Annotated in this window: 22 protein-coding genes; 5 read left to right on the forward strand and 17 right to left on the reverse strand. The window is 75.3% G+C overall.

The window, feature by feature from the left end:
- Window positions 1-15: 15 nt before the first annotated feature.
- Complete coding sequence (locus O2V63_RS11460) at window positions 16-756, forward strand: ANTAR domain-containing protein (RefSeq protein ID WP_269167647.1); 741 nt, start codon at window positions 16-18, stop codon at window positions 754-756.
- A gap of 30 nt (window positions 757-786) precedes the next feature.
- Entirely contained in the window at window positions 787-1,164 is a 378-nt protein-coding gene (locus O2V63_RS11465) for a DUF1801 domain-containing protein (RefSeq protein WP_269167648.1), read from the forward strand.
- 6 nt (window positions 1,165-1,170) lie between these two features.
- Here the strand turns inward: O2V63_RS11465 and O2V63_RS11470 are convergent, their stop codons facing one another.
- Entirely contained in the window at window positions 1,171-1,845 is a 675-nt protein-coding gene (locus O2V63_RS11470; RefSeq protein WP_269167649.1) for a hypothetical protein, read from the reverse strand.
- 19 nt (window positions 1,846-1,864) lie between these two features.
- Here O2V63_RS11470 and O2V63_RS11475 point away from each other — a divergent pair, with 19 nt between their 5' ends.
- Window positions 1,865-2,134: a hypothetical protein gene (locus O2V63_RS11475; RefSeq protein WP_036337054.1), complete on the forward strand. Its 270-nt coding sequence runs from the start codon at window positions 1,865-1,867 to the stop codon at window positions 2,132-2,134.
- A 56-nt stretch (window positions 2,135-2,190) separates the two neighbouring features.
- On the opposite strand, the gene eutC is transcribed toward O2V63_RS11475, so the two are convergent.
- The 4 genes from eutC to O2V63_RS11495 form a co-directional block, all read right to left on the reverse strand.
- Entirely contained in the window at window positions 2,191-2,964 is a 774-nt protein-coding gene (gene eutC, locus O2V63_RS11480) for an ethanolamine ammonia-lyase subunit EutC (RefSeq protein WP_269167650.1), read from the reverse strand.
- Entirely contained in the window at window positions 2,961-4,373 is a 1,413-nt protein-coding gene (locus tag O2V63_RS11485; RefSeq protein WP_269167651.1) for an ethanolamine ammonia-lyase subunit EutB, read from the reverse strand. The genes eutC and O2V63_RS11485 overlap by 4 nt, the downstream gene beginning before the upstream one ends.
- Window positions 4,370-5,833, reverse strand: coding sequence for an ethanolamine permease (gene eat / locus O2V63_RS11490; protein WP_269167652.1), 1,464 nt, complete (start codon window positions 5,831-5,833; stop codon window positions 4,370-4,372). Before eat ends, O2V63_RS11485 begins: the two co-directional genes overlap by 4 nt.
- A 68-nt stretch (window positions 5,834-5,901) precedes the next feature.
- The gene (locus tag O2V63_RS11495; protein ID WP_269167653.1) at window positions 5,902-7,353 is read right to left on the reverse strand and encodes an MFS transporter; all 1,452 of its coding nucleotides are present in this window, start codon (window positions 7,351-7,353) and stop codon (window positions 5,902-5,904) included.
- A 218-nt stretch (window positions 7,354-7,571) separates the two neighbouring features.
- Between O2V63_RS11495 and O2V63_RS11500 the strand changes: the two genes are divergently transcribed.
- Window positions 7,572-8,531, forward strand: a complete 960-nt coding sequence (locus O2V63_RS11500) for a hypothetical protein (RefSeq protein ID WP_269167654.1) — start codon at window positions 7,572-7,574, stop codon at window positions 8,529-8,531.
- Window positions 8,532-8,535: 4 nt separating this feature from the next.
- On the opposite strand, the gene O2V63_RS11505 is transcribed toward O2V63_RS11500, so the two are convergent.
- From O2V63_RS11505 to O2V63_RS11550, 11 genes are all read right to left on the reverse strand, one after another.
- Complete coding sequence (locus O2V63_RS11505; RefSeq protein WP_269167655.1) at window positions 8,536-9,138, reverse strand: TIGR03086 family metal-binding protein; 603 nt, start codon at window positions 9,136-9,138, stop codon at window positions 8,536-8,538.
- A gap of 32 nt (window positions 9,139-9,170) precedes the next feature.
- Complete coding sequence (locus tag O2V63_RS11510; protein ID WP_269167656.1) at window positions 9,171-9,818, reverse strand: response regulator; 648 nt, start codon at window positions 9,816-9,818, stop codon at window positions 9,171-9,173.
- Window positions 9,815-11,053, reverse strand: coding sequence for a sensor histidine kinase (locus tag O2V63_RS11515; protein ID WP_269167657.1), 1,239 nt, complete (start codon window positions 11,051-11,053; stop codon window positions 9,815-9,817). The genes O2V63_RS11510 and O2V63_RS11515 overlap by 4 nt, the downstream gene beginning before the upstream one ends.
- A gap of 77 nt (window positions 11,054-11,130) precedes the next feature.
- Window positions 11,131-12,333, reverse strand: a complete 1,203-nt coding sequence (locus tag O2V63_RS11520; protein ID WP_269167658.1) for a hypothetical protein — start codon at window positions 12,331-12,333, stop codon at window positions 11,131-11,133.
- A 185-nt stretch (window positions 12,334-12,518) separates the two neighbouring features.
- Window positions 12,519-12,932 (reverse strand): hypothetical protein, encoded by a 414-nt coding sequence (locus O2V63_RS11525; protein WP_269167659.1) that lies wholly within the window; start codon window positions 12,930-12,932, stop codon window positions 12,519-12,521.
- The gene (locus O2V63_RS11530; protein ID WP_036337061.1) at window positions 12,929-13,075 is read right to left on the reverse strand and encodes a hypothetical protein; all 147 of its coding nucleotides are present in this window, start codon (window positions 13,073-13,075) and stop codon (window positions 12,929-12,931) included. The genes O2V63_RS11525 and O2V63_RS11530 overlap by 4 nt, the downstream gene beginning before the upstream one ends.
- Window positions 13,076-13,095: 20 nt before the next feature.
- Window positions 13,096-14,085 carry a siderophore-interacting protein gene (locus tag O2V63_RS11535; RefSeq protein ID WP_269167660.1) on the reverse strand — a complete coding sequence of 330 codons (990 nt, stop codon included), beginning with the start codon at window positions 14,083-14,085 and terminating at the stop codon, window positions 13,096-13,098.
- 258 nt (window positions 14,086-14,343) lie between these two features.
- On the reverse strand, window positions 14,344-14,721 hold the full coding sequence (locus O2V63_RS20845) for a hypothetical protein (RefSeq protein ID WP_442929020.1): 378 nt from the start codon (window positions 14,719-14,721) through the stop codon (window positions 14,344-14,346).
- Window positions 14,649-18,110, reverse strand: a complete 3,462-nt coding sequence (locus O2V63_RS11540; protein ID WP_269167661.1) for a TM0106 family RecB-like putative nuclease — start codon at window positions 18,108-18,110, stop codon at window positions 14,649-14,651. Before O2V63_RS11540 ends, O2V63_RS20845 begins: the two co-directional genes overlap by 73 nt.
- 105 nt (window positions 18,111-18,215) lie before the next feature.
- Entirely contained in the window at window positions 18,216-19,025 is an 810-nt protein-coding gene (gene phaZ, locus O2V63_RS11545) for a poly(3-hydroxyalkanoate) depolymerase (RefSeq protein WP_269167662.1), read from the reverse strand.
- The gene (locus O2V63_RS11550) at window positions 19,022-20,788 is read right to left on the reverse strand and encodes a PHA/PHB synthase family protein (RefSeq protein ID WP_269167663.1); all 1,767 of its coding nucleotides are present in this window, start codon (window positions 20,786-20,788) and stop codon (window positions 19,022-19,024) included. Before O2V63_RS11550 ends, phaZ begins: the two co-directional genes overlap by 4 nt.
- A 364-nt stretch (window positions 20,789-21,152) precedes the next feature.
- Here O2V63_RS11550 and O2V63_RS11555 point away from each other — a divergent pair, with 364 nt between their 5' ends.
- Window positions 21,153-22,268, forward strand: coding sequence for a LacI family DNA-binding transcriptional regulator (locus O2V63_RS11555; RefSeq protein ID WP_269167664.1), 1,116 nt, complete (start codon window positions 21,153-21,155; stop codon window positions 22,266-22,268).
- Here O2V63_RS11555 and O2V63_RS11560 read toward each other — a convergent pair.
- On the reverse strand, window positions 22,220-23,194 hold the full coding sequence (locus O2V63_RS11560) for an iron-siderophore ABC transporter substrate-binding protein (protein WP_269167665.1): 975 nt from the start codon (window positions 23,192-23,194) through the stop codon (window positions 22,220-22,222). The genes O2V63_RS11555 and O2V63_RS11560 overlap by 49 nt on opposite strands.
- Window positions 23,195-23,310 lie beyond the last annotated feature (116 nt).

Below are 23,310 nucleotides of genomic sequence, written 5' to 3' on the forward strand. Positions count from 1 at the left end.
CGGCACGTCTCCGGCATGCCCCTGGCCCAGCGCTTCGCCGCCGCGGCCGCGGCGGAGGCGGCCGCGGCAGAGGACGACGAGGGACACCTGCTCCCCGACCAGCTGGCCCGGGCCACCGTCCAGGTGCTCGCGATCGACGGTGCCGGTCTCAGCGTGCTGACCGGCACCCGGGGCCGCTGCCCCCTGGGCGCGAGCTCACCGGAGGCCGGCCGGGCCGAGCGGCTGCAGTTCACCGTGGGCACCGGCCCCTGCCTGCTGGCACATGCCTCCGGTGAACCGGTGTTCGCCGCCGAGCAGGACCTCCGCCGACAGTGGCCGGAGTTCGCCGACGTGCTGGTGGCCACCACCCCCTACCGCGGCGTCGTGTCCCTGCCGATCCCGAACGCACTGGCCGGCGCCGGTGCGCTGGACCTCTTCCTCGTCGACCCCGACGACGTCCTGCGGCTGGACGTGTTCGACGCCCTCGCCATCGGCCACCTGGTGTCCGGCGCGCTCAGCGACGCCGTCGCGTGGTCGGCGCGGTCGGGCGCCGCGGGCCCGAACTGGCTGTACAGCCCGGCCGCGGTGCGCCGTGCCGCCGTCTGGCGCGCGGTCGGGTCGCTCAGCGCGTCGCTGGACGTCGATGCGGCAACCGCGCTGGCCGTGCTGCGCGCGCACGCCTGGGCCACGGGCCGCTCGGTCGACTCGGTGGCGGCGGACCTGGTGAGCGGCCGGCTGGTGACCGCCGACGTCCTCGGGCGGCCCGGCGGAACCTGACCGGACCCGCGGATGAGGCACGCTGGGCACATGGCGCAGAACCCGACGGTCGAGGAGTTCCTCGCCACCCTGGACCACCCGCGCGCCGACGACGTCCGCCGGATCCGCGCGGCGATCATGGCCTCGGACGCCGAGCTCACCGAACACGTGAAGTGGCGGGCGCCGAGCTTCTGCGCCCGGGGGGTGGACCGGGTGACCTTCCGGCTGTTCCCGGCCGACCACCTGCAGCTGGTCTTCCACCGCGGCGCGAAGCCCCAGGAGACCGCGGGCTTCGAGTTCGGTGACGACACCGGGCTGCTGCGCTGGGCCGACACCGACCGCGCCGTGCTGTCACTGGGCGACTCCGCCGACGTGACCGCCAAGCTGGACGCGATCGTGGCGCTCGTGGAGCGCTGGGTCCGGGTCTGAGCCGGCTCAGTCGCAGGGCGGCCCCGCCGGGACGTCCACCTGGATCTCCGGGCCCAGCTCCGCGTCGACCAGCGGCAGGTCGTCACCGGACCAGAAGCTGCCCGGGTCGTAGGCGTTGAGCGGCCGGTTCTTCAGCAGCAGGCCCATCGCGGTGTAGGTGGTGGCGACCAGCTCGGCGCAGAAGACCGTGTCGTTCGTCTGGTGCCGGCGCAGCTTGCCGTTGACCCAGCCGTGGGCCAGGTGCCGGGTGGTGGGGAACGGCTTGCCGTCGAGCCGGGCGATGGTGCGCAGCACGGCGTCCTCCATCTCCCGGGGCACCCCGCCGTCGTCGGCCGGGCCGACCAGCTGGCGCAGCCAGGCCTGCTGGCCGTAGCGCTTCTTCCAGACGCAGACCGCATCCGACAGGTCGTGCAGCTGGACCCCGCGCTGATGGCGGCCGGACCACACGTCGGCCAGGGAGTGCCCCAGTTCGGCGTGCCAGAGCAGCGGCGGGAGGTCCTCGATGACGACGGCCATGCCGACGTGGTTGACCGGGGCGTTGGTGACGGTCTGGATGGCCCGGTCGGCCACCGACCCACCTCGGAAGACCCAGACGTCGCCGGTCCGGGTGAGCTCGACGGCGTCGTGCAGCGGCAGGACGCGGGCGGACGAGGTGCGGAACCCAGCGCGAGAGTGAGCCACACCACTACCGTAACGGCTCATGCGCCTCTCGAAGCTGCTCGGAGTCGCCGGGATCGTCGGCGTTGCCGCGACCGGCACCGTCCTGCTCCGCCACGAACGCCACCGCCGGGCCTACTCGCCCGAGGAGGTGCGCGCCCGGCTGCAGGGCCGGGTGGCGGAGGTCGCGACCGCCGACGCCGACCCGGACCTCGTCCCCGACTGGCCGGCCGAGGTCGAGCGGCCGCAGCGCCACCCGATGGAGGCGCTGCTCAGCACGGTGATGCGGGTCGGCCCCCTCCGCCGCTTCTGACGGCCCTCTCAGGGGCCCGCCCCGAGCTTGCGGGGGGTGGGGGGAGAGAGGGTCCTTCAGCCCGCGCCCGGCGGGAGCGTCGTCCCCTCGTCCTTGAGCACGACCCCGGAGGCCCCCAGCTGGCGGGACGCCTGGAGCAGCCCGGCCAGGGTGTCGGCGGCCTGGGCGTAGCCGAGGCCGTGCGGTGGCCGCACGTTGGAGATGCAGTTGCGCTCGGAGTCCGCCCGACCGGGCCGCGGGCCGTGGGTCAGGTAGAGGCCGAGGCTGTCGGCGGAGCTCAGCCCCGGCCGCTCCCCCACCAGGACGACGACGATCCCCGCACCCAGCGCCTCGCCCACCGGGTCGCCGAGGGCCACCCGGGCCTGGTGGGCGAGGACCAGCGGGGCGACCGACCAGCCGGGCAGCCGGGCCAGCACGGCGGCCACGGTGCCGGCCGCGTGCTCATGCACCGCCCGCGGGGACAGACCGTCGGCGAGCACCAGCGCCAGGTCGTGCGTGCCGCCGGGCAACCGGGTGTCCGGGGCCAGCCGCCGCCCCAGGTCCGGCCGCTGCAGGTAGGTGGTCCGGTCCGGTGCCTGGCTGTGCACCTCCAGCACGTCGAGCCCGACCCCGGCCTCGGTCAGCGCCGTCCGCACCCGGTCCGGGTCCAGCGCGGTGTGCACCGCGTCGCGGGCGGCCGCGTGCGCGGCGCGGAACTCCAGCTCCCGGGACGTCGGCAGCCCGTCACCGGCCCGGCCCAGCGCGACCCGCGCCCGGGTGGCGTCCCGCAACACCGCCCACGGGTCGTCCGAGGGGCCAAAGTCGCGATCTTGGCCCTGGACGTCGGTCATGGGCGGGCGGCGGCGAGGAGGGCGCGGGCCGCGGGCGCCTCGGGGGTCAGCTCGCGGACGTGGCCGGCGTCGTCGAGCAGGTCCATCGTCGTCAGCCACGCCTCGAACTCCGGCGCCGGCCGCAGGTCCAGCACCGAGCGGGCGGTGAGGACGTCGGTGAAGGACAGCGACTGGTAGTGCAGCATCACGTCGTCCGACCCCGGGACGGCGATGACGAACGAGCAGCCCGCCGCGCCGAGCAACAGCGTGAGGACGTCGGTGTCGTCGCCGTCGACGTCGGTGTGGTTCGTGTAGCAGACGTCCACGCCCATCGGCAGGCCCAGCAGCTTGCCGCAGAAGTGGTCCTCCAGCCCGGCCCGGATCACCTGCTTGCCGTCGTAGAGGTACTCCGGCCCGATGAACCCGACGACGGTGTTGACCAGCAGCGGGTCGAAGTGCCGGGCCACCCCGTAGGCGCGGCACTCCAGCGTCTGCTGGTCGACCGGGCCGTCGACGCCGTGGTGCGCGTCGGCCGACAGCGCCGAGCCCTGCCCGGTCTCGAAGTAGGTGACGTTGTCCCCCACCGTCCCCCGGCGCAGTTCCAGTGCCCCGGCGCGCGCCTCGGCGAGCAGGTCGAGGGTGACGCCGAAGCCACGGTTGCCGGCCTGGGTCCCGGCGACGGACTGGAAGACCAGGTCGACCGGCGCACCGGCCTCCAGCGCCCGCAGCGTCGTCGTCACGTGGGCCAGCACGCAGGACTGGGTGGGGATCTCGTACCGGCTGATCACCGCGTCGACCAGCTCCAGCAGCGCGATGGTCTGCGCCGGGGAGTCGGTGGCCGGGTTGATCCCGATGACGGCGTCGCCGCTGCCGTGCAGCAGCCCGTCCAGGATCGCCGCGGTCACCCCGACGGCGTCGTCGGTGGGGTGGTTGGGCTGCAGCCGGGAGGCCAGCCGGCCGGGCAGCCCGAGCGTGCTGCGCAGGCCGGTGACCACCCGGGTCCGGCGGGCGACCGCGACCAGGTCCGCGTTGCGCATCACCTTGGAGACGGCGGCGGCCATCTCCGGGGTGAGCCCGCGGGCCAGGCCGGAGATCGCCGCCTCGTCCCGCTCGGCGGCACGCGCCAGCAGCCAGTCGCGGAACTCCCCCACCGTCAGTGCGGAGACGGGCGCGAAGGCAGCCGGGTCGTGGGTGTCCAGGATCAGCCGGGTGACGTCGTCCTCGTCGTAGCCGACCACCGGCTCGGTGAGGAAGGTGGCCAGCGGGACGTCGGCCAGCACGTGCTGGGCGGCGACCCGCTGGGCCTGCGACTCCGCGGCGACCCCGGCGAGCACGTCGCCGGAGCGGGCCGGCGTCGCCTTCGCCAGCACCTCGGTCAGCGAGCGGAACTCGTGGGTGTGCCCGCCCAGCGTCGTCCGGCGAACCGTCATCGCACGTCCTCCTCCGCGGCGGCCAGCAGCGCGAACTCCTCCTCCGGTGCCGACGCGACCAGGTGGTGACGGCTGTAGAGGGCGAAGTAGCCGAGGAACACCGCGTAGGCGACCAGCGTCCACGCCGCGGCGACGGGGTCGACCAGGAAGGTCGCCAGCACTGCGGCGGCGGCCAGCACCAGGGCCACGCCGGTGGTGACCGTCCCGCCGGGCGTGCGGTAGGGCCGGTGCAGCTCCGGCTCCCGGCGGCGCAGCACGATGTGGCTGACCATCATGAGCACGTAGGAGACCGTCGCGCCGAAGACCGCCATGTTCAGCAGCATCGCGCCCTGCCCGGTCAGCGAGAGGGCGAAGCCGATGGCACCGGGGACCAGCAGGGCCAGCACCGGCGCCTTGCGGGAGTTGGTCACCGACAGGGCCCGCGGCAGGTAGCCGGCGCGGGACAGCGCGAAGGTCTGCCGGGAGTAGGCGTAGATGATCGAGAAGAAGCTGGCGACCAGGCCGACCAGCCCGGCGTAGTTGATCACCGTGGTCAGGCCGCTGGACGCCCCGGCCACCTCCAGCGCCTCCACCGGCGGGTTGCCGCTGGCCGCCATGGTCTCCGCGCCGCCGGCACCGGCGGTGAAGACCAGCATCAGCACCGCCAGCACGAGCAGCAGGCCCATCGCGGCGACGATCCCGCGGGGCATGGACCGGGCCGGGTCGCGCGCCTCCTCCGAGGCCAGCGGCACGCACTCCACGGCGAGGAAGAACCAGATGGCGAACGGGAACGCCGCCCAGACGCCCATCAGCCCGAACGGCAGGAACTCCGAGGCGCCGGCGGCGTCGGTGGGCGCGATGTCGGTCAGGTTGGCCGCGTCGAAGGCAGGCACGGCTCCGACCAGGTAGAGCACCAGGCCGGCGACGGCGACCGCGGCGATCACCAGCATCACCTTCAGCGCCTCACCGACGCCGAGCAGGTGGATGCCGATGAACAGGGCGTACGCGGCGAGGTACACCCACCAGCCGTCGGTGATGCCGAACAGGCCGAGCGACTGGACGTAGGCGCCGATGAAGGTGGCGATCGCCGCGGGGGCGATCGCGTACTCGATCAGCACCGCCACCCCGGTCGCGTAGCCACCCCAGGGGCCCAGCGCCCGGCGGGCGAAGGTGTAGCCGCCGCCCGCGGTCGGCAGCGCCGAGCCCAGCTCGGCCAGGCCGAAGACCATCGCCGAGTACATGACCGCCATCAGGACGACGGCGATGAGCAGTCCGCCGAACCCGCCTTCGGCCAGCCCGAAGTTCCAGCCGGCGTAGTCGCCGGAGATGACCGCGGCGACACCGAGCCCGGCGAGCAGGACCCAGCCGGCGGTCCCGCCGCGGAGCTGCCGCTTCGCCAGGTAGCCGGCGTCGACCGTCTCCGCCTCGACCCCCCGCCCCGGTCCGTGCGATGCGCGGGCGGGTGCGGGTTCGACGGTCATCTGCGGTCCTCCGGCTCGTGGCCCCTGGGATCAGGCGGGAGCCAGCGTGTTCCCCTCGCCTCCGCCGGTCAACGGGGTGCGACGTCCTGGAACACGTTGTTCACACCCGGCCGGCTCGCGTGCTCCCAGCCCGCCTCCAGCAGCTGGAGGTCACGGACGTAGCTGCAGGCACCGACGTGCGCGCGGGCCGCTGCGGGGCGCAGCACCACACCGACCGGGCGCAGCACGACCGCCACCGGACGCCGGCCGAAGAGCACCGGCTGGGTCCAACCCCGCCGGGGCAGCGGCGGGCGCCGCACCTGCTCGCCCTCGATGCCGAGCACCAGCACCGCGGCCAGCACCGCCATCAGCGCCACCGTGCCCAGCGCGGTGGGCAGCCCGGCGTGCTCGGCGAGGAAGCCGATCACCGGCGGGCCACCGAGCAGGCCGGTGTACCCGACCGTGGTGGACAGCGCGACGCCCGAGGGCCCGCCGAGCGCACCGGCCCGGGCGATCGCCAGCGGGAAGACGTTGGCCAGCCCGAGCCCGACGAGCACGAAGCCGGCCAGGGCGACCGGCAGCGACGTCGTCGTCACCGCGGCCAGCGCACCGGCCGCGGCCAGCAACGAGCCGCCGACCAGCAGCCGCCGCTCGCCCAGGGCGAGCACCAGCCGCCCGCCGGCCAGCCGACCGGCGGCCATCGCCGAGGAGAAGCCGGCGTACCCGGCGGCCGCCAGGGCGGGGGCGGCGGCCAGCTGCTCGCGCAGGTGCAGCGCACCCCAGTCACTGAGCGCGCCCTCGCCGTAGGCGGTCGCCCCGGCCACCGCACCCAGCAACACCAGGACGCCGGTGGGACGGGCGCCGCGCGTGTCCTCGGCGGCCGGCCCCCGCGGGTCGGCCGTCGGCTCCGGCCGGTCGCCGCGGACGAGTACCGGCCCGGCCCAGGCCATCGCGACCAGCCCGACGATCGCCACGCCGGCCAGGTGTGGGGCGACCCCCGTCACGGCCGAGGCCAGCCCGCCGACGAGGGCACCGACCAGACCACCACCGCTGAAGGCGGCGTGCAGCCCGGACAGCAACGGCCGCCCGGCGCGCGCCTCGACCTGCACCCCGACGCTGTTGGCGGCGACGTTCACCGCACCGGTGACGGCGCCGAACAGGAACAGCCCGGCACACAGCGCCGGGAGGGTGCCGGCCAGCCCGGGCAGGACGGCGCTGAGGCTGGCGGCGACGCCGGCCAGCGCCGCCACCCGCCCGGTGCCGAACCGGGTGCACAGCGCACCGGTGACCTGCATGCAGGCGAGCGCACCGAGCGACAGGCACAGCAGCGCGACGCCCAGGGCGGTGTGGCCAGCGCCCGTGGCGGCGCTGACGTCGGGCACCCGGGCGGCCCAGCTGCCGAAGACGAAGCCGTCGAGACCGAACAGGACGGCGACGGCCACCCGCAGCCGGCGCAGCGAGGGCGGGGTGGACGAGGAGACGGCCCGGGCGAGCACCGAACGGAGCAGCCCCGGGGCACGGGAGGGCACAGAGATGACCATGGGAGACCTTCAGGGAGTGGACGCGCAGCACCGCGGAACGGCTGGCGGGGGTCGGGGAGCACACGACCTCGGGCGCTGTCTCCCACGGTGCCACTCGGATGTGCACGATGCGTGTCCATCCGGGGTCCACCCGGGGTGAGAGCGCCCACGGTGTCGTACCGCACGTCCCGGCCGCCTCTGCGGTTGCCGGAGCGGCGCGGGAGAACGAGGGTCAGGGCATGACCGGGACCTTCGCTCGTGGGCTGCTCGCCGGCGCCGCCGGCACCACTGCCCTCAACGCCCTCACCTACGCCGACATGCTGCGCCGCGGCCGTCCGGCCAGCACCGTGCCGGGCCAGACCGCCGCCGCGCTCGCCGACGCCGCCGGGGTGGAGGTGCCGGGCAGGGGCGCGGAGCGGCAGGCCCGGACCACCGGCCTCGGTGCGCTCCTGGGGATCGGCAACGGCCTGGGCGTCGGCCTGCTGGCCAGCCTGGCCCGTGCAGGCGGGGTGCGGATGCCCGGGCCGGTCGGTGCGGTCGTCGTCGGTGCCGCGTCGATGGCGGCCACCGACGGGCCGACGGCGGCGCTGGGCGTGACCGATCCGCGCACCTGGGCGTCCTCGGACTGGGCGGCCGACGCGGTGCCCCACCTCGCCTACGGTGCGGCCGTGCAGGCGGTCGTCTCCGCGCTGCCGACGCGGGAGGAGCGGGTCCTCGTCAAGCAGCGCGCCTCGGCCGGGCTGGTCGCCCGCTCGCTGCTGCTCGGCACGGCGGCCGGGTGCCGCAGCTCCCTCGGGCTCGCCGCGCCGACCCTCACCGCCGCCGACACCGGCGTCGTCAAGAAGCTGGGCTCCTTGCTCTCCGTGGGCGGCGAGGTCTACGCCGACAAGCAGCCGGGCATCCCGGCACGGACCAGCCCCGCGGTCCTCCCCTCGCGCCTGGCCAGCGGGGCCGGCGGCGCCGGGCTCCTCGCCCGGCGTCAGGGGCAGAACGCCGCGCTGCCGGTGCTGGCCGGCGCCGCCGGTGCCGCGGCCGGCTCCTTCGGCGGCCTGGCCTGGCGGCGCTGGGCAGCGGACCTGATGCCGGACTGGCAGGCCGCGCTGATCGAGGACGGCGTGGCCGTCGTCCTGGCGCTGTCCGCCTGCCTGCCCGGCCGGCGGCGCTCGACCAGGCTGCGCGTGGTCAAGATGGCCGACTGACCGGTCAGGCCCGCCAGCCGGGGTCCCGGCCGGCGAGCCCGAGCGCCCGGTCGAAGGCGGGGGCGTCGGCCGGCACGGGCACCGCGGGCCCGTACCAGCCGCCGTCCCGGCCCATCGGCACCAGCGGCTCGACCGCCGCCAGCACCGCCTCCCCCAGCCCGGCCGGGACGTCGTAGCGGGCGCCGATCGCCCGGGCCAGGTCCCAGCCGTGCAGGGCGAACTCGGCGAGCATCAGCGGGCCGACGACCTCGGCGGGCATCGGCGTCGTGCCGAGCAGCGTCTCGCCCTGCCACGCGGCACGGTCGGCCCATGTGTCGGCCGCGGTGTCCAGCTCGACGGGGACGGCAGCGGCCCACTGCTCCACCGGCACACCGTCCAGGAACGGCGCCGGCCGCAGGCTGCTCCCGTCCTGCTCCAGCGGCATGCCGGTCGCCGACCGCTGGGACAGCAGGGCGGCCCACGCCAGGTGGTCGACCAGGGCGCGGACGTCGTAGTCGCCGCACGGCGTGGGCGCGGTGAGCTGCTCGGGGCGGACGGCGACCAGCGCGGTGGCGGCCAGGCCCGAGGCGGCGCGTACCGCGGCGGGCGGGCTGAGGAGCGAGGTCATGGAGGCAGCCTGCACCCTGGCCGCCCGGTGACTCAGCCGGGGACGAAGCCCGAGCGGTAGGCCAGCACCACGGCCTGCGTCCGATCCCGGGCCCCGGTCTTGGCGAGCACCCCGGCGACGTGGGTGCGCACCGTCTCCACGCCCAGGAACAGCTGCCCGGCGATCTCGGCGTTGTTCAGCCCCTGGGCCATCAGCCCGAGCACCTCGCGTTCCCGCTCCGTCAGCCGCGCCAGCCCCGGCACAGCCACCGGGTCGGCGGCGCGCACGTGCCGGCGGGCCAGTTCCCGGACGGCGTCGGGGAACAGCAGCGACTCCCCGCGGGCCACCGTCCGGATGCCGTGCAGCAGCTCCTCCGGCGTCGACCGCTTGAGCAGGAACCCGTCGGCGCCGGCAGCCAGTGCGTCGAAGACGTGGTCGTCGTTGGAGAAGGTGGTGAGCACCAGCACCCGGGCGGGTGAGCCGGCCCGCACCAGCGCCCGGGTGGCGGCGATCCCGTCCAGCCGGGGCATCCGCACGTCCATCAGGACGACGTCCGGCGAGGTGCGCCCGACGAGGTCCAGCACGTCGGCGCCATCCCCGGCCTCCCCGACCACCGACAGGTCCGGCTCAGCGCCGATCACCGCGGCCAGGCCGCGGCGGATCATCGGCTCGTCGTCTACCAGCACCACCCGGACGGTCACCGGACCGCGCTCCGGGCATGGACCGGCAGCCGGACGGCGAGCTGCCACCGGCCGTCGGCGGCGACGCCGGCCCGCACCTCGCCCCGGAGGTCACGCACCCGTTCCCGCACGCCGCGCAGTCCACGCCCACCGCCGGACCCGGCGGCCGCGGCGCCCGGCCCGGTGTTGGCCAGCACCAGCTCCAGGTCGTCGCCGGCGGCGTCGACCACCAGCCGGCAGGCGGTGCCCGGGGCGTATCGCAGCACGTTGGTCAGCCCCTCCTGCACGATCCGGTAGGCCTCCCGGGAGACCAGCGCCGGCAGGCTCTCGACCGCACCGCGTACCTCCACCGAGACCACTGCGCCGGCTGCCCGGGCGGTGCCGACCAGCTCGGCCAGGTCGCGCAGGTCCGGGGCCGGGGCGACGTCGGCGGCGGCCTGTTCCTCCTCGCGCAGCAGGCCGAGCACGTGGTCCAGGTCGACCAGCGCCCGCCGCGTGGCGTCCTCCGTCGCCCGGATGGCCTCCTCTGCGGCCACCGGGTCGCGGGTGAGCAACCGGCGGGCGGCGCCGGCCTGCACGCTGGCCAGGCTCAGCGCGTGCCCGACGCTGTCGTGCAGCTCGCGGGCCAGCCGGTCCCGGCCGGTCAGCACCGACACCGACGCCTCGGCCGCAGCCAGCCGTTCGGCCGTGGAGCCGGCCAGCAGCCGGGGGGCGACCGCGGCCAGGCCCCGGCCGAGGAGCTCCCCGCCGGCCACGACGAGCGCCAGCAGGCCGGCGGCCAGCACGACCCGGGCCGGCCACGCAGCGGGCACGGCCATCCCCAGCAGGTCCTCCGCCCCCGCGCCGCCCGGCACGGCCACCAGCACCACCGCCGACGGCACACCGATGACCAGCAGGGCACCGGCGACCGTGCCGGCCAGCACGTGCAGGGCCAGCAACAGCGCGGTGCGGGCTCGCTGCGGCGCGGTGGTCGACGGCCCGGGGCGGTGGGTGAACCCACGGGCCAGCAGCCCACCGACCGCGACCGCCTCCACCGGCCGGACCTCGGCGAGCGCGCCGACCGCCACGACCGGGGCGGCCACCAACAGCGCCACGAGCACCCCGATCAGCACCGGAGGCAGGCCGGACGTGACGATCACCTGCACCGGCCAGGCCAGCACGATCCCGACCGCCACCCCGATGGCCCCGCCCAGCAGCAGGTAGAGCCAGCGGTGCAGCGACTGGGCCACCGTCCGCCGAACCACCTCTCGAGCCACGACGCCATCCTCTCCGGCCGGACAAGACCCCGACGACGCCCGCGCCACCCGATCGGCGCGGGCGTCGAGGGCGCCGGTCAGTCGCGCACCGACAGCGCCGGCTCGCCCTGCCCGCAGGTGGCGCACGTGCCCCGGCGCCGGAGCGCGTAGCCGGTCACCGCCGCGGCCAGCGCCAGTCCCCAGGGGAGCGTCGGGAAGACCAGCACGAGAGCAGCGTCGCCCAGGTCGCCGGCCAGCAGCTGCTCCACCGCCATCGCCAGGAACGCCGGGCTGGCTGCCAGCAGGGCCACGGCGACCACCCCGCCGGCCAGCACGGGGACCCGCACCGGCACCGGGCGGCCGCGCAACCCGGGCACCCAGCGCGGCCAGACCTCACCCCACGGCCGGATCAGCCCGAGCGTGAGCACCGCCCCGCCGAGCGCGGCGAAGCCGAGGCCCAGCCCGAACAACCGCAGCTGCGGCTCCAGCACCCCATCAGTGGGCATGCCCAGCGGCCACGGGGTCAGCCAGGTCATCCGCAGCAGGGCGTACGGCAGCGGACCGGCCACGGCGATCCAGGTGGCCACTGTCCCCCAGCGCCGGGCCGCGGCCGGCAGGGTCCACGCGGCAGCGGGGCGCCCGCAGACCGCGCACCGGCCGGTCGCCGACCGTCGCAGCAGCATCGCGGTGGTCCCCCAGATCGTGGCGCCGGCCAGCAGCAGCGCCAGGTGCAGGTGCGGCATCGCGTGCTCGGCGAAGCCGGAGCCCAGCTCGCCGGCGAGGTCGGTGACCGTGCCCGGCCGCAGCAGCCCGGCGGCCACACCGGCGGCGACCAGCGCAGCCACCCCGATCAGCCACGGCCGGGTGCGCCGGTCCCGCGCCGCCCCGACGGTGAAGACCGCCAGGAAGGTGACCGGGCCGACGATCGCGGCCAGGTAGCCCAGCAGCACCAGCGAGCCGAGGTCAGCGGCGAGCCCGCCGAGGACCGCCGCCTGCACCGCCATGGCGGCCACCAGCAGGGGCGACCCGTCCCGCCGGCGGGACAGCCGGACGAGGAGCAGGCCGGCGCCGGAGAGGACCAGCAGGGTCCACGCCGTGGACGTGCGATCGAGCAGGGAGAGCACGCCGTACCGCTCGTCGGCGTCCAGTCCGGGCCAGCTGCCCGGGTCCAGCAGCCAGCGCAGGGCCAGCAGGGCGTGCAGCACGCTCCAACCGACGCCGGCGGCCAGCAGCCGGCGGACGGTGGGCGTGCCGTGGCCGACCGCATGGGCTGGGGCGGCGGGTGCAGGGTCGAGGGTCACGGTGGACCTCCGGATCAGCGGCCCGGGTGGGTCCCGGGGTCGCCGTCCAGCGTCGTGAGCGCGCTGGGCCACCGGCTCCCCCGCTCGGGGGACGTGCCTCCGCCGTGCGGGTGGCCCAACCGTGCGGGTGGCTCAGCCGTGCGGGTGGCTCAGCCGTGCGGGTGGCTCAGCCCTCGGCGGGTGGCTCAGCCCTCGGCGGGGTCGGCCGCTCGGTCGGCCGCGGCCAGCAGCCAGCCGGGCCCGGTGGTCCGGGCGACGGCGGGGAGCCGGTCGCGCAGCCCGCGGTCGGCGGTGACCACCAGCAGGTCGTCGTCGCCGTCGGCGAGGTCGGCGGCGGTCTCGGCCAGCGCGTCGTCGCCACTGCCGGGCGCCCGGACCACCCGCAGGCCGGCGGGGGCCGCGACGTCCCGGGCCTTCCCCTCGACCACCGCGACCAGTGCGGTCACCGGTACCGGCTCGCCGTCGGGCCCGGTCAGCTCCCGGCCGGGCAGGGCGGCGAGCCGCTCCAGCAGCCGGGCGGTGGCGCCGGCCCGGTCGCGCCACCAGCCGTCGGGCCGGGCACCCACGGTGTTGGCGACGTCGACCAGCAGGGTCGTCATCGTCGGCGGGACGCACCGAGCACTGCGGTGGCGACGAAGAAGAGCAGGCCGACGATGGCCAGCCAGAACAGGCCCTCCACGATCACGCCGACCACGGTCACGGCGACCCAGACGAGGAGCAGCAGGAGCAGGAGACGGAGCACGGGTCCGACCGTAGCGGGGGTCAGCTGCCCTCGGCTGCGCCCAGCCGCCAGTAGCCCATGAACGCCACCGAGGTGCGGGGCACGCCGAGGTCGCGGACCAGGCGGCGGCGCAGCTTCTTGACCATGCCCGCCTCCCCGGCCAGCCAGGCGTAACAGCCGTCGGCGCCGCCCTCGTCCGGCACCTCCCAGAGGACGCCGCCCTCCAGGTCGACGTCCTCGACCTCCTGCCCGGCGGTGCGGGCGGCCACGCCGAGCTCGCAGAGGGCGGCGTGCACCGCCGTGCCGAGCGCCTCGCCGGGGGCCCGGCTGCCGCGGACGAGCCAGCGGACCTCCACCCCCGGCGGCACGGCGAGCGACAGCACATCGCGGGCCTCGGGGACCTCGAGCACGGCGATGGCGCGTCGGCCGGCGGGCAGCCCCTCCACGATCGCGCTGATCGCCGGGACAGCGGTCTCGTCCCCGGCGAGGAACAGGGGGCCATCGGCCGGTGGGGCCCACTCGACCCCCCAGGGCCGGCCGGACCCGCCCCGGCCGGGGCGGGGCCGGTCGGGGCCCAGCACGACGATGGGGTCGCCCGGGACGGCGGCGGCGGCCCAGCTGGCGGCCGGGCCGGAGTGGCCCTCCTGGACCCCGTGCAGCACCACGTCGACGTCCAGCTCCCCGAGCTCCGGGCGGGCGGCGCGCACGGTGTAGGTGCGCAGGTAGGGGCGGCGCTCGTCCGGGAGCGCGCAGTAGTCCTGGTACCAGGTCGGGCCGTCGGTGAGCAGGTCGGTGACCGGGGCACCGTCCCGGGAGAGCACCAGCTTGATCCGCTGGTCGTCACCGGCCGCACCGAAGCCGGTGAACTCCGGGCCGCGGAGGGTGAGCCGCAGGAAGGTCGGGCTCAGCCGCTGGACGCGCCCCACGGTGGCGCTGAAGAAGCGGTAGCTCGGCGCGGCGACCGCCGGTTGCGGCTCGGTGAGGTTCTCGAGTACCGCCGTCCCGGCACGTCCGGTCACCGCCGTGGTCATCGCTGCTCCCGCGCTCGTCGTGACCGGCTCGTGCGCAACCGGACGATGGTGAGGCTAGCCTAACCAGACCATCGAGGGAATCCCCGGAGCAGGAACGGCGGCCCGGAACGGCTCATCGACCGTGCGCTGCCCGCCCCAGCACCGCACAGATCGCGTCGGCCACCGACTCCGGGTCCTCGTGCTCCCAGAAGCGCAGCACCCGCCATCCCAGACCGGTCAGCACCGCGTCGGTGCGCCGATCACGGGCGACGTTGGCGGTCAGCTTCGCCGCCCATCGGCCTCTCTGCAGGGGCCCGCCGCGAGCTTGCGAGCGGTGGGGGGCAGAGAGGTCCTTCGACCGTCGATGAAGACGACGAGGCGCCGGCCCTTCCACACCAGGTCGCCTCGTGCCCGGGTCGCGCCACAGGGCCGGACGTCGACCCGGTAGCGGACCCCGCGGGCGTGCAGCCGCCGCCGGACGGCGAGCTCCGGCGCGGTGTCCCGCCTCCCCTGCCGGCGGAACCGGGCCCGCACCGGAGCCGACGAGGCGTCCGGGGCGCGCCGGAGGTCGACCGCCGCCGTGTTCACACCTGGGCGACAGCCGGGGCCGGCGGTGCGGACCGGGCCGCCGCGGTGGCGATCTCGACCAGCCGGCACAGGCCGTTGACCAGCCGCAGCTGCTCCGGGGTCTGCACCGGCGAGGTGAGCAGAGCCGGGCTGCCCACGAGGTAGGCGACGGTCTTCGCCCGGGACAGCGCGACGTTCAGCCGGTGCCGGTCGAGCAGGAAGTCCAGCCGCCGGGGCACGTGGGCACCACTGGAGGCGGCCAGGGAGAAGACCGCCACCGCCGCCTCCCGGCCCTGGAACTTGTCCACCGTGCCGACCTCCACCTCACCCAGCCCGACCGCGGCGAGTGCGCTGCGCACCTGGTTGACCTGCGCGTTGTACGGGGTGACGACCAGGACGTCGGCCGGCCCCATGACCCGCTCGACCCCGCCGGTCCGCCAGCTCCGGCCCATCAGCCCGGCGACGAGCTCGGCGACGACGGCCGCCTCCTCCAGGGACGCCGAGCCGTTGCCCTCGTGCACCACCGGCACCCAACCGATCCCGGCCGGCGCCGCCCACCGGGCCGGGGCGTCGAGCTCGTTGCCGGCCGTGACCGGCGCCGGCTGCAGCTCCCCGCCGTAGGACAGCCCGGAGACCACCCGGCACAGCGCCGGTGCCATCCGCCAGCTGCGGTCCAGGAACACCCCCCGGTCGGCGGGGAGCACCTCCTGCTCGCCGAGCACGTGCTGCAGTGCGGAGACGTCCGCGCCGTCGGGGTGGATCCCCCGGCCCGGCTGGCGGAGCTGCTGGGGGTCGCCGAGCAGCACCAGGCTGGCCGCGGCCCGGCTCACCGCCAGGGTGTTGGCCAGGGACAGCTGCCCGGCTTCGTCGACCACCAGCACGTCCAGCCGGCCGGCCAGCTCCGGGCGGGCGAACAGCCACGAGGTGCCGGCCACCAGGTCGACGTCGCCGCCGTCGAGTGCGTCGACGACCTGCCCGTTGGAGCCGACGCACTGCACGTCGACGTCGCCGCACCGCTGCAGCTCGTCGGCCTTCTGCAGCGCCCGGACCGGCACCGCGGCCTCGCGGGCGGCCGCCATCACCGCATCGAGCAGGTTGCCGATCACCTTGTGGCTGGAGGCGGTCACCCCCACCCGCTTGCCGGCGCGGATCAGGTCGACGACGGCCCGTGCCCCGGTGTAGGTCTTGCCGGCTCCCGGCGGGCCCTGGACCGCGAGCACCCCGCCGTCGAGCAGTCCGGCCAGCCGGCGCACCGCGGCCGCCGACTCCTCTCCCGGCTCGCGCTGCGGCGCCGCGGCGAGCAGCCGCGGCGGTCGGCGCAGCAACAGGTCACGGGCCGACCGCGCAGGCCCGGGGGCGTCGATGCCGCTGACCGCGACCTGCTCACCGAGGTCGGTGAGCGCGGCCCGGAACAGCTTGTCGCTCGGTGGCGAGGTGGGCAGCAGCCCGGTCGGGTGCTCGAGTGCGGCGGCCGCGCCGCGCGCCAGCACCACCCAGCCGGCGGTCGGGTCGATGTCGACGACCGAGCTGGTCAGCCGCTTCCCGTCCGGGTCGGGCAACAGGTGCTCGTACCGGCTGCCGGCCGACACCTTGGTCTCCTGCGGCGGGAAGCGGTAGCGCCAGTGCTGCGACCGCTGGGCCGCTCCGACCAGCTCGGGTGCCTCCAGCGGGCCCAGGGCCGGGGTCTCCCGCTCCAGGTCGTCGGCCGCGAGGTCGCGCAGCCGGAAGTACTCCCACCAGGCCGAGCGGGCCTCCCGGGCGTGCCACCCCAGCTGCTGGGCCAGCAGCCAGGTGGCCTCCTGTTCCGGGGTCCGGTCGGTGTCGGGCAGCCCGGCGGTCAGCCGGAGCTCCAGCTCCTCGCGCAGCTCCTGGGCCGCGGCGTTCTCGGCGGAGCCGTCCGGGTCGCCGTCCTCCGGCCGGCCCAGCCGCGCGCCCGAGGCGAGCAGCTCGGTGCGCCGGGCCTCCAGCCAGTCGCGCAGCTCCCGGGTGGAGACGCAGTCGTCGCGGTTGTAGGCCTCGATCTGGTCGAGCAGCGCCTGGTCACGGGTGGCGAGCCAGCGCTCGAAGGCGACGATGCTCTCCCCGGCGTCCGACACGTCGGCGCCGTGCGTGCGGGTGTGCCCGCGGTAGTAGTCCTCCACCTGCTTGATCGAGTACGACTCCTTGCTCAGCCGCAGCCCCTGGCGCACCACGGCGTAGAGGTCGACGAGGACGTCGGCCCGCAGCAGCCGGTCGACCTCGGCCTCCCGGGTCTGCAACCGGCCCGACAGCGTCTTGAGCCGGGTCGGCTCGTAGGGCGCGTAGTGGAAGACGTGCATCGCCGGGTCGGCGGCGTGGGCCGTGGTCAGGTGGTCGACCAGCGCCTCGAACGCGAGACGTTCGGCAGCGGACTGGTCGTCAGCGGCCGGGTCGCAGCCCCAGAAGGCGGTGAACTCCCCGGCGGTGTCCAGGACCCCCCACAGGTACTCCAGCCCGGCGTCGCCGGCGAACGGATCGCCCTCGATGTCGAAGAACAGGTCGCCGGCGCTCGGCGGCGGCAGCAGTTCGAAGCCGCGCCCCGGCTCGCGCGGCAGGAACTCGTAGCTCGGCAGCCCGGACTCGCGCTCCTGCACCTGCAGTCGCGCCTGCTGGGTGAGCCGCTCCCGCGAGCTGCGGCCGATGGCGTCGGGCAGCTCGTCGGGGGCGCGGGTGGCCAGCGCGGTGACGGTCGGGACACCGGCCTCGACCAGCGCGGTCGCGTGGTCGCGGCGCATGAAGGCCACGAGGGACAGCGAGTCCTCCTCGCGCCAGCGCGCCGTGCAGGTCTCCCGCCAGGGGCAGACGCCGCAGTGCGCGTTCGGATACGGCGGCGCCAGCTCCCCGTCGGCGAGCCGGGACAGGAACCGGGTGCGGGCGGCCCGGGTGTAGGCCTCCGCGTCGGAGTACCGGAAGACCAGTTCCTGCTGGTCGCCGGTGACCACGGTGAGCAGCTCGGGCGGCACGCCCTGCAGCCCGGCCAGGAGGTCGCCGTACAGCGCCATCTGCAGCAGGGCCGGCACCTTGATCCGGCGGGCGAGCTTGGTGTCGGCGACGTCGTAGGCCCAGGCCCCCAGGTCGCTGACCCGGTCGGTGCGCTTGAGCAGGAAGTCGGCGTGCCCGCGCCAGGTGCCGTCGAAGAAGGTGGCCTGGTAGACGACGTCCGCGCCGGCGCGCATCGCGGCGAGCGTCTCGTCCTGGGCGCGACGCAGCCCGGCGGCGTCCTTGCCCGACGGCCCGGTGACCTCCACGACGGACAGGCCCCGGTCGCGCAGCCGCTGCACGTGCCGCTCCTCGTGCGCCATGCCGTGGGCGGCGACCAGCTCGGTCATCGGGTCGACCGCCGGCGGGCGGCTGCGGGAGCCGCGGGCGACCTCGAGGGAGAGCCGGGTGAGGTGCTCGCACTCGATGAAGCCGGTCAGGTCACTGGCACTGACCACCAGCGCGCCGTCGGACTCGTACACCGTTGCCCCCGTCCCCTCCCCCGGGTGGAGGAGCTGCCGCGACCGTACGGCGGGGGTACGACACGTCGGCGGAGGCGCCGACCAGACCCGGTCCCAGCCGCCGGGTCAGCTGAGGAAGCGGTCCACGACCGGCGCCAGCTCCGGGGCCTCGGTGACCAGGGCGAGGTGTCCGCCGCGGTAGAGGTGCAGCTCCGCACCCGGGATCATCCGGACCATCAGGCGGGGGTTCACCTCGGGGATGATCGGGTCGTCGTCCCCGGCCAGGACCAGCGTCGGCTGCTGGATCAGCCGGAGCAGCGGCAAGCTCGTCCAGCCGGCGCCGGCGGCCAGCTGGTAGTAGTAGCCGCGCCGCGGACCCAGTCGCGACCGGGCGTGCAGCGCCTCGGCGGCACGCTCGGGGTGCTGCCGCATCGTGCCGCCGTAGATCTCCCCCGCGATGTCGCGGGCGTAGTCAGGGTCGCGGTGCCGCCGCGGGGTGAGCATCTTGGACAGCACCCGTGGGTGCGCCGGCACCATGAGCGATCCCGTCCCGGTGGCGGCCAGCACCAGCCGCCGACAACGCCGCCGGTGCTGCACGGCGAACTGCTGTGCCAGACCGCCACCCCAGGAGAAGCCGAGGACGTCGACGGCCTCCCGGTGGCCCAACTTGGTGAGCAGCCCTGCGACGACCGGTGCGAACGTCATCATCGTGTAGGGCATGACCGGCTTCGGGGACCCGCCCACGCCCGGGACGTCGAAGCGGATCACCTCACGCCGCGGGTCGAGCGCGTCGACGAAGGGCTGCAGGACCTCCAGGCTGGCGCCGATGCCGTTCAGCAGCATCAGCGGCGGCAGCGTGCCGTCGCCGGGCCGGACCGCGACGCGCAGCGTCCGGCCCCCGACAGTGAAGGTGCGCAGCTCCGGTCCCCCGCTCACTTGTCGAACACGTACGTGCCGGGTGCCGTGCCCAGGGTGGGCCGCCCGCCGCCGAGCTCCGTCGGGGCGGGGACCTCCTCGCCGGACCGCTCCGCCACCCACCGGGTGTAGTCGGTCCACCACGAGCCCTTCTCGGTCTGTGCCGAGGCGAGCCACTCGTCGGCGTCCGGGACGTTGGGCGAGGCCGTCCGCCAGGTCGACTTCGGGTTGGTGGGCGGGTTCACCAGCGAGGCGATGTGCCCGCTGGTGGAGAGCACGAAGCGGCTGTCGCCGCCGAGCAGCTGGGTGGTCGCGTAGCAGGACTGCCACGGGCAGAGGTGGTCGGCGATCCCGGCGACCACGTAGGCGTCGACGGTGACCGCGGACAGGTCGACCGCCGTGCCGAGCATGGTCGCGGCCCCCGGCTTCGTCAGGGAGTTGCTCACGGCCATCTCCAGGAAGCCCTGGTGCAGCGCCGCGGTCATCCGGGTCGTGTCGGCGTTCCAGAAGAGGATGTCGAACGCGGCCGGCGGCTTGCCCTGCAGGTAGTTGTTGACCCAGTAGTTCCAGATCAGGTCGTTGGGCCGCAGCCAGGCGAAGACCTCCGCCAGCGTCGCGCCGTCCAGGTACCCCTTCTTCGCCGACGCCCGGGTGGCCGCCTCGGCGGACTTCTCGTCCAGGAACGCCCCCACCGTGCCGCCCCGGGCCTGGTCGAGCACGGTCACCGCGAAGGTGGCCGACGCGACCCGGTCCTGCTGCCCGACGGCAGCCAGGTGGCCGAGGACCATGGCGGTGATGATGCCGCCGGAGCAGAAGGACATCAGGCCGGTCTTCTCCGCACCGGCGATCCGCTCGGCCGCGGCCATGGCGTCCAGCACCGCCTGCCCGTAGGTGTCCAGGCCCCAGTCGGCGTGCCGGGCGTCGGGGTTGCGCCAGGACATCATGAAGACCTGCTGCCCGCCGCCGACGACGTGCTCGACGATGCTGCGGCCCTCAGCGAGGTCGGCGATGTAGAACTTGTTGATCGTCGGCGGCACCATCACCAGTGGGACGGCGTGCACCGTCGGCGTGGTGGGCTGGTACTGGATCAGTTCGAAGACCGGCGTCCGCAACACGACGACGCCGGGGGTGCGCGCCAGGTCCTTGCCCACCTCGAAGGCGTCCGGCTCGACCATCGAGGGCACCCGGGGCGCCGAGGACAGGTCACGGACCAGCCGCCTGGTGCCGGACACCGCGCTGCGCCCGCCCGTGTCGATCGCGGTCTTCCACGCCGAGGGGTTCAGTGCCGGGTTGTTGCTGGGCGCCAGGGCCTCGACGATGTTGGTCACGGAGAACCGGATCCGCTCGTCGTGGGCCCAGGGCAGGGCTGCGTCGTCGACCAGTCGGGTCGCCGTCTGCGCCGTCACCAGGTGCGCCTGCATCGCCCGCTTCAGCACCGGGTTGCCCGACCAGGCGGGATCGACGTACCGCTTGTCCTTGGCGTTCGGCGCCACCTCGGAACGGCCGAGCCCGATGCGACCCCACTCCCCGACGAGCCGGCCGGTGTGGCCGAGCACCGTGCGCGGACGGCGGGCCAGCGCCGCGGTGAAGCGGAGACTGCTGCTGACCGGCGGTACCAGCCGGCGCAGCGGCCCGAGTGCGGCGTCGGTCAGGATCATGTCCAGCCCGGTGGCCGACTCGGCGATCCGCTCCGGCTCGGCATCGGGATCGCCGCCGGTGGTCGACGCCGCCACCGGTACGGACCGTGCGATGCCCTGCCCGGACGAGCGCGCGGGGCCGCTCACGTCGCACTCCTCGGGCCGAGCTGGACTGACCGTGCTGGGGTGGTGCGGAGCTGGCACACGAGGGCTCCTCGTCTCGACACGCTGGCGGTCACGCGATGGTCCATCCGGGCGTACTGGACGTGATGCCCATCACACAGCCCGCAGGCCGGGTGAGCAACCGGGCGGGCCCGACGGCGAGCCGCGTTCGGCGTGCCGTGGGTGTCGACGTCCCGAGGTCCGCTGACCGGGCCAGGCGAGGACCCAGGGCTCCGTACATCGAAGGACACATCGATGAATGTGCCGCACCCGGACAGCACACCTACACCTGCCGCCTGCTGACGGGCCAGCGGCTTCCCCCTTTCTCCACTTCGGTAGAAAGCACCCTGTGTCCGCGACGTTGAGCTCCGTGGCCGCGGCCGCGGGGGTCAGCACCAGCACCGCGAGCCGTGCCCTGTCCGGCCACCCGGCCGTGCTGCCCAGCACCCGCGCCCGGGTGGAGGCAGCCGCCGCGACCCTGCACTACGAGCCCAACCGCACGGCCAGCGCACTGCGCACCCGGCGGACCGGACTGATCGGCCTGGTGGTCAACAGCCTGCGCACGGCGACCTTCCACACGATCGCCGAGACCCTGCAGGGCTGGGCCGCCGAGCACGAGTACCAGCTGCTGGTCTGCACCACCGGGGGCGACCCGGCGCGCGAGGCCTCGTTCCTGCAGACGGTCCGCCAGCACCACTTCGACGGCGTGGTGATCGCCGGCTCCGGCGCGAACACCGACCTGGTCAACGCCCTGGTCCAGGCGGGCCACGCGGTCGTGACGATGAACCGCGAGGTGCCCGGATCCCTGGCCCCGTCGGTGATGTCCGCCTACGAGACCGCAGCCCGGCTGGCCACCGAGCACCTGCTCCAGCTGGGGCACACCCGGATCGCCGCGATCGAGGGCCCGCCGGCGGTGACCTCCGGCCGACTGCACGACGCCGGTTTCCGGGCCGCGATGGCGGCGGCCGGCGTGCCGGTCCTGGACGAGCTGGTGTGCCGGGGGCCCTTCACACCGGACTTCGGCCGGTGGGCCGCCGCCGAGCTGCTCAGCCAGCCCGAGCCACCGACGGCACTGCTGGTGACCAACCACGAGGCGTCGTTCGGGGCACTGCCGGTGATCGGCGACAGCGAGCTGCGGGTGCCCGACCAGCTGTCGGTGATCTGCACGGAGGACGAACCGTTCTACGAGTGGTGGTCGCCGCCGGTCACCACCGTCGACAACCGCGCCGCCCTGCTCGCCGTCCGCGCGGCCGACCTGCTGCTCGGACAGCTGACGACCGCCGGACAGGACGTCCCGCCACCCCGCACCGAGCTGGTGACCCCGGTGCTCGTCGAGCGCGGGTCGACCGCGCCATCACCTGCGCGGCCGCCGGGCCGCCGCGGAGATGTCCACGGCGGCCCGGGGGTGCACTCAGCTCAGCCGACCACCTCGGACAGCTCCGGCGCGAAGCCGTCCAGCAGGTAGGGCAGGCTCAGGGCGCTGGCGAACTGCAGGGCCGCGTAGTCCTCGTCCTCGATGAAGATCGACCGGCCCTCGGTCACGGCGGGGAGCCCGGACAGCACCGGGTCGCCTTCGATCCCCGCCCGTTCGGCCTCGGAGCCGGACTGGAAGACCAGCACGTCGGCGTCCAGCATCCGGGCCTCCTCGCGGCTGACGGTCCCGTAGAACTCGCTCTGCGCCGCGGCGTCCAGGGCCGGGTCGACGACCATGCCCAGGTCCAGGAAGAACCGGGTGCGGGTGTCGTCGGACGTGTGGAAGGGGTACTCCCCGCCGTACGCCGGGCCGGAGAGGGTCACCGTCTTCCCCTCCAGCTCCGGGTGCTCGGCCCGCGCCGCCGCGATCTGCTCCTCGACGTCGGCGATCAGCTCCGCCGCGCGGTCGGGCTGACCGAGCGCCTCGCCGGTGATCCGGGTCTGCTCCTGCCAGGGGGTGCCGAAGGCGATGTGCTCCTCGGGCTGCACGACCGTCGGCGCGATCGCGCTGAGCGTCTCGTACTCGTCCTCGGTCAGGCCGGCGGTGACCGCCATGATCAGGTCCGGGTCGAGCGCCGCGATCTGCTCCGGGTCGACCTCCGCCCGCGGCAGGATCTCCGGATCGGCGTCCCCGGCAGCCTCGTCGGCCCAGGGGAAGAAGACGTCGTCCTCGGGGCCGAAGGCGTAGCGGACGGCGACCGGGACGACACCGAAGGCGAGGATCGCATCCTGCTCGGTGTAGCCGAGGGAGACCACCCGCTCGGGCTCCTCCGGGATCGTCGTCGTCCCGTAGGCGTGCTCGATGGTGACCGGGAAGGCGGCCTCGGCTGCCGAGCCGGCGGCGGCCTCGGCCGGCTGCTCGTCGGACTCCGACGAGCAGCCGGCCAGGACGGCGACCGCGAGGACGGGAAGGGCCACAGAGCTGGTGAACGTACGTCGCGCGAGCGACCGGGAGAGCAACATGGTGCTGTTCTACATGAGGGCAGCCTTACCTAAGTAATCGGTCGTCGCCCTCGTTGCCCGATCGAGACCCA

Origin of the sequence: Modestobacter sp. VKM Ac-2977 (assembly GCF_026968045.1) — a bacterium.
Lineage (GTDB): Bacteria > Actinomycetota > Actinomycetes > Mycobacteriales > Geodermatophilaceae > Modestobacter.

Coding starts and splice junctions, on each gene's coding strand:
- O2V63_RS11460 (WP_269167647.1), top strand. CDS start 16: ATGCCCCTGGCCCAGCGCTTCGCCGCCGCGGCCGCGGCGGAGGCGGCC.
- O2V63_RS11465 (WP_269167648.1), top strand. CDS start 787: ATGGCGCAGAACCCGACGGTCGAGGAGTTCCTCGCCACCCTGGACCAC.
- O2V63_RS11475 (WP_036337054.1), top strand. CDS start 1,865: ATGCGCCTCTCGAAGCTGCTCGGAGTCGCCGGGATCGTCGGCGTTGCC.
- eutC (WP_269167650.1), bottom strand. CDS start 2,964: ATGACCGACGTCCAGGGCCAAGATCGCGACTTTGGCCCCTCGGACGAC.
- O2V63_RS11485 (WP_269167651.1), bottom strand. CDS start 4,373: ATGACGGTTCGCCGGACGACGCTGGGCGGGCACACCCACGAGTTCCGC.
- eat (WP_269167652.1), bottom strand. CDS start 5,833: ATGACCGTCGAACCCGCACCCGCCCGCGCATCGCACGGACCGGGGCGG.
- O2V63_RS11495 (WP_269167653.1), bottom strand. CDS start 7,353: ATGGTCATCTCTGTGCCCTCCCGTGCCCCGGGGCTGCTCCGTTCGGTG.
- O2V63_RS11500 (WP_269167654.1), top strand. CDS start 7,572: ATGACCGGGACCTTCGCTCGTGGGCTGCTCGCCGGCGCCGCCGGCACC.
- O2V63_RS11505 (WP_269167655.1), bottom strand. CDS start 9,138: ATGACCTCGCTCCTCAGCCCGCCCGCCGCGGTACGCGCCGCCTCGGGC.
- O2V63_RS11525 (WP_269167659.1), bottom strand. CDS start 12,932: ATGACGACCCTGCTGGTCGACGTCGCCAACACCGTGGGTGCCCGGCCC.
- O2V63_RS11535 (WP_269167660.1), bottom strand. CDS start 14,085: ATGACCACGGCGGTGACCGGACGTGCCGGGACGGCGGTACTCGAGAAC.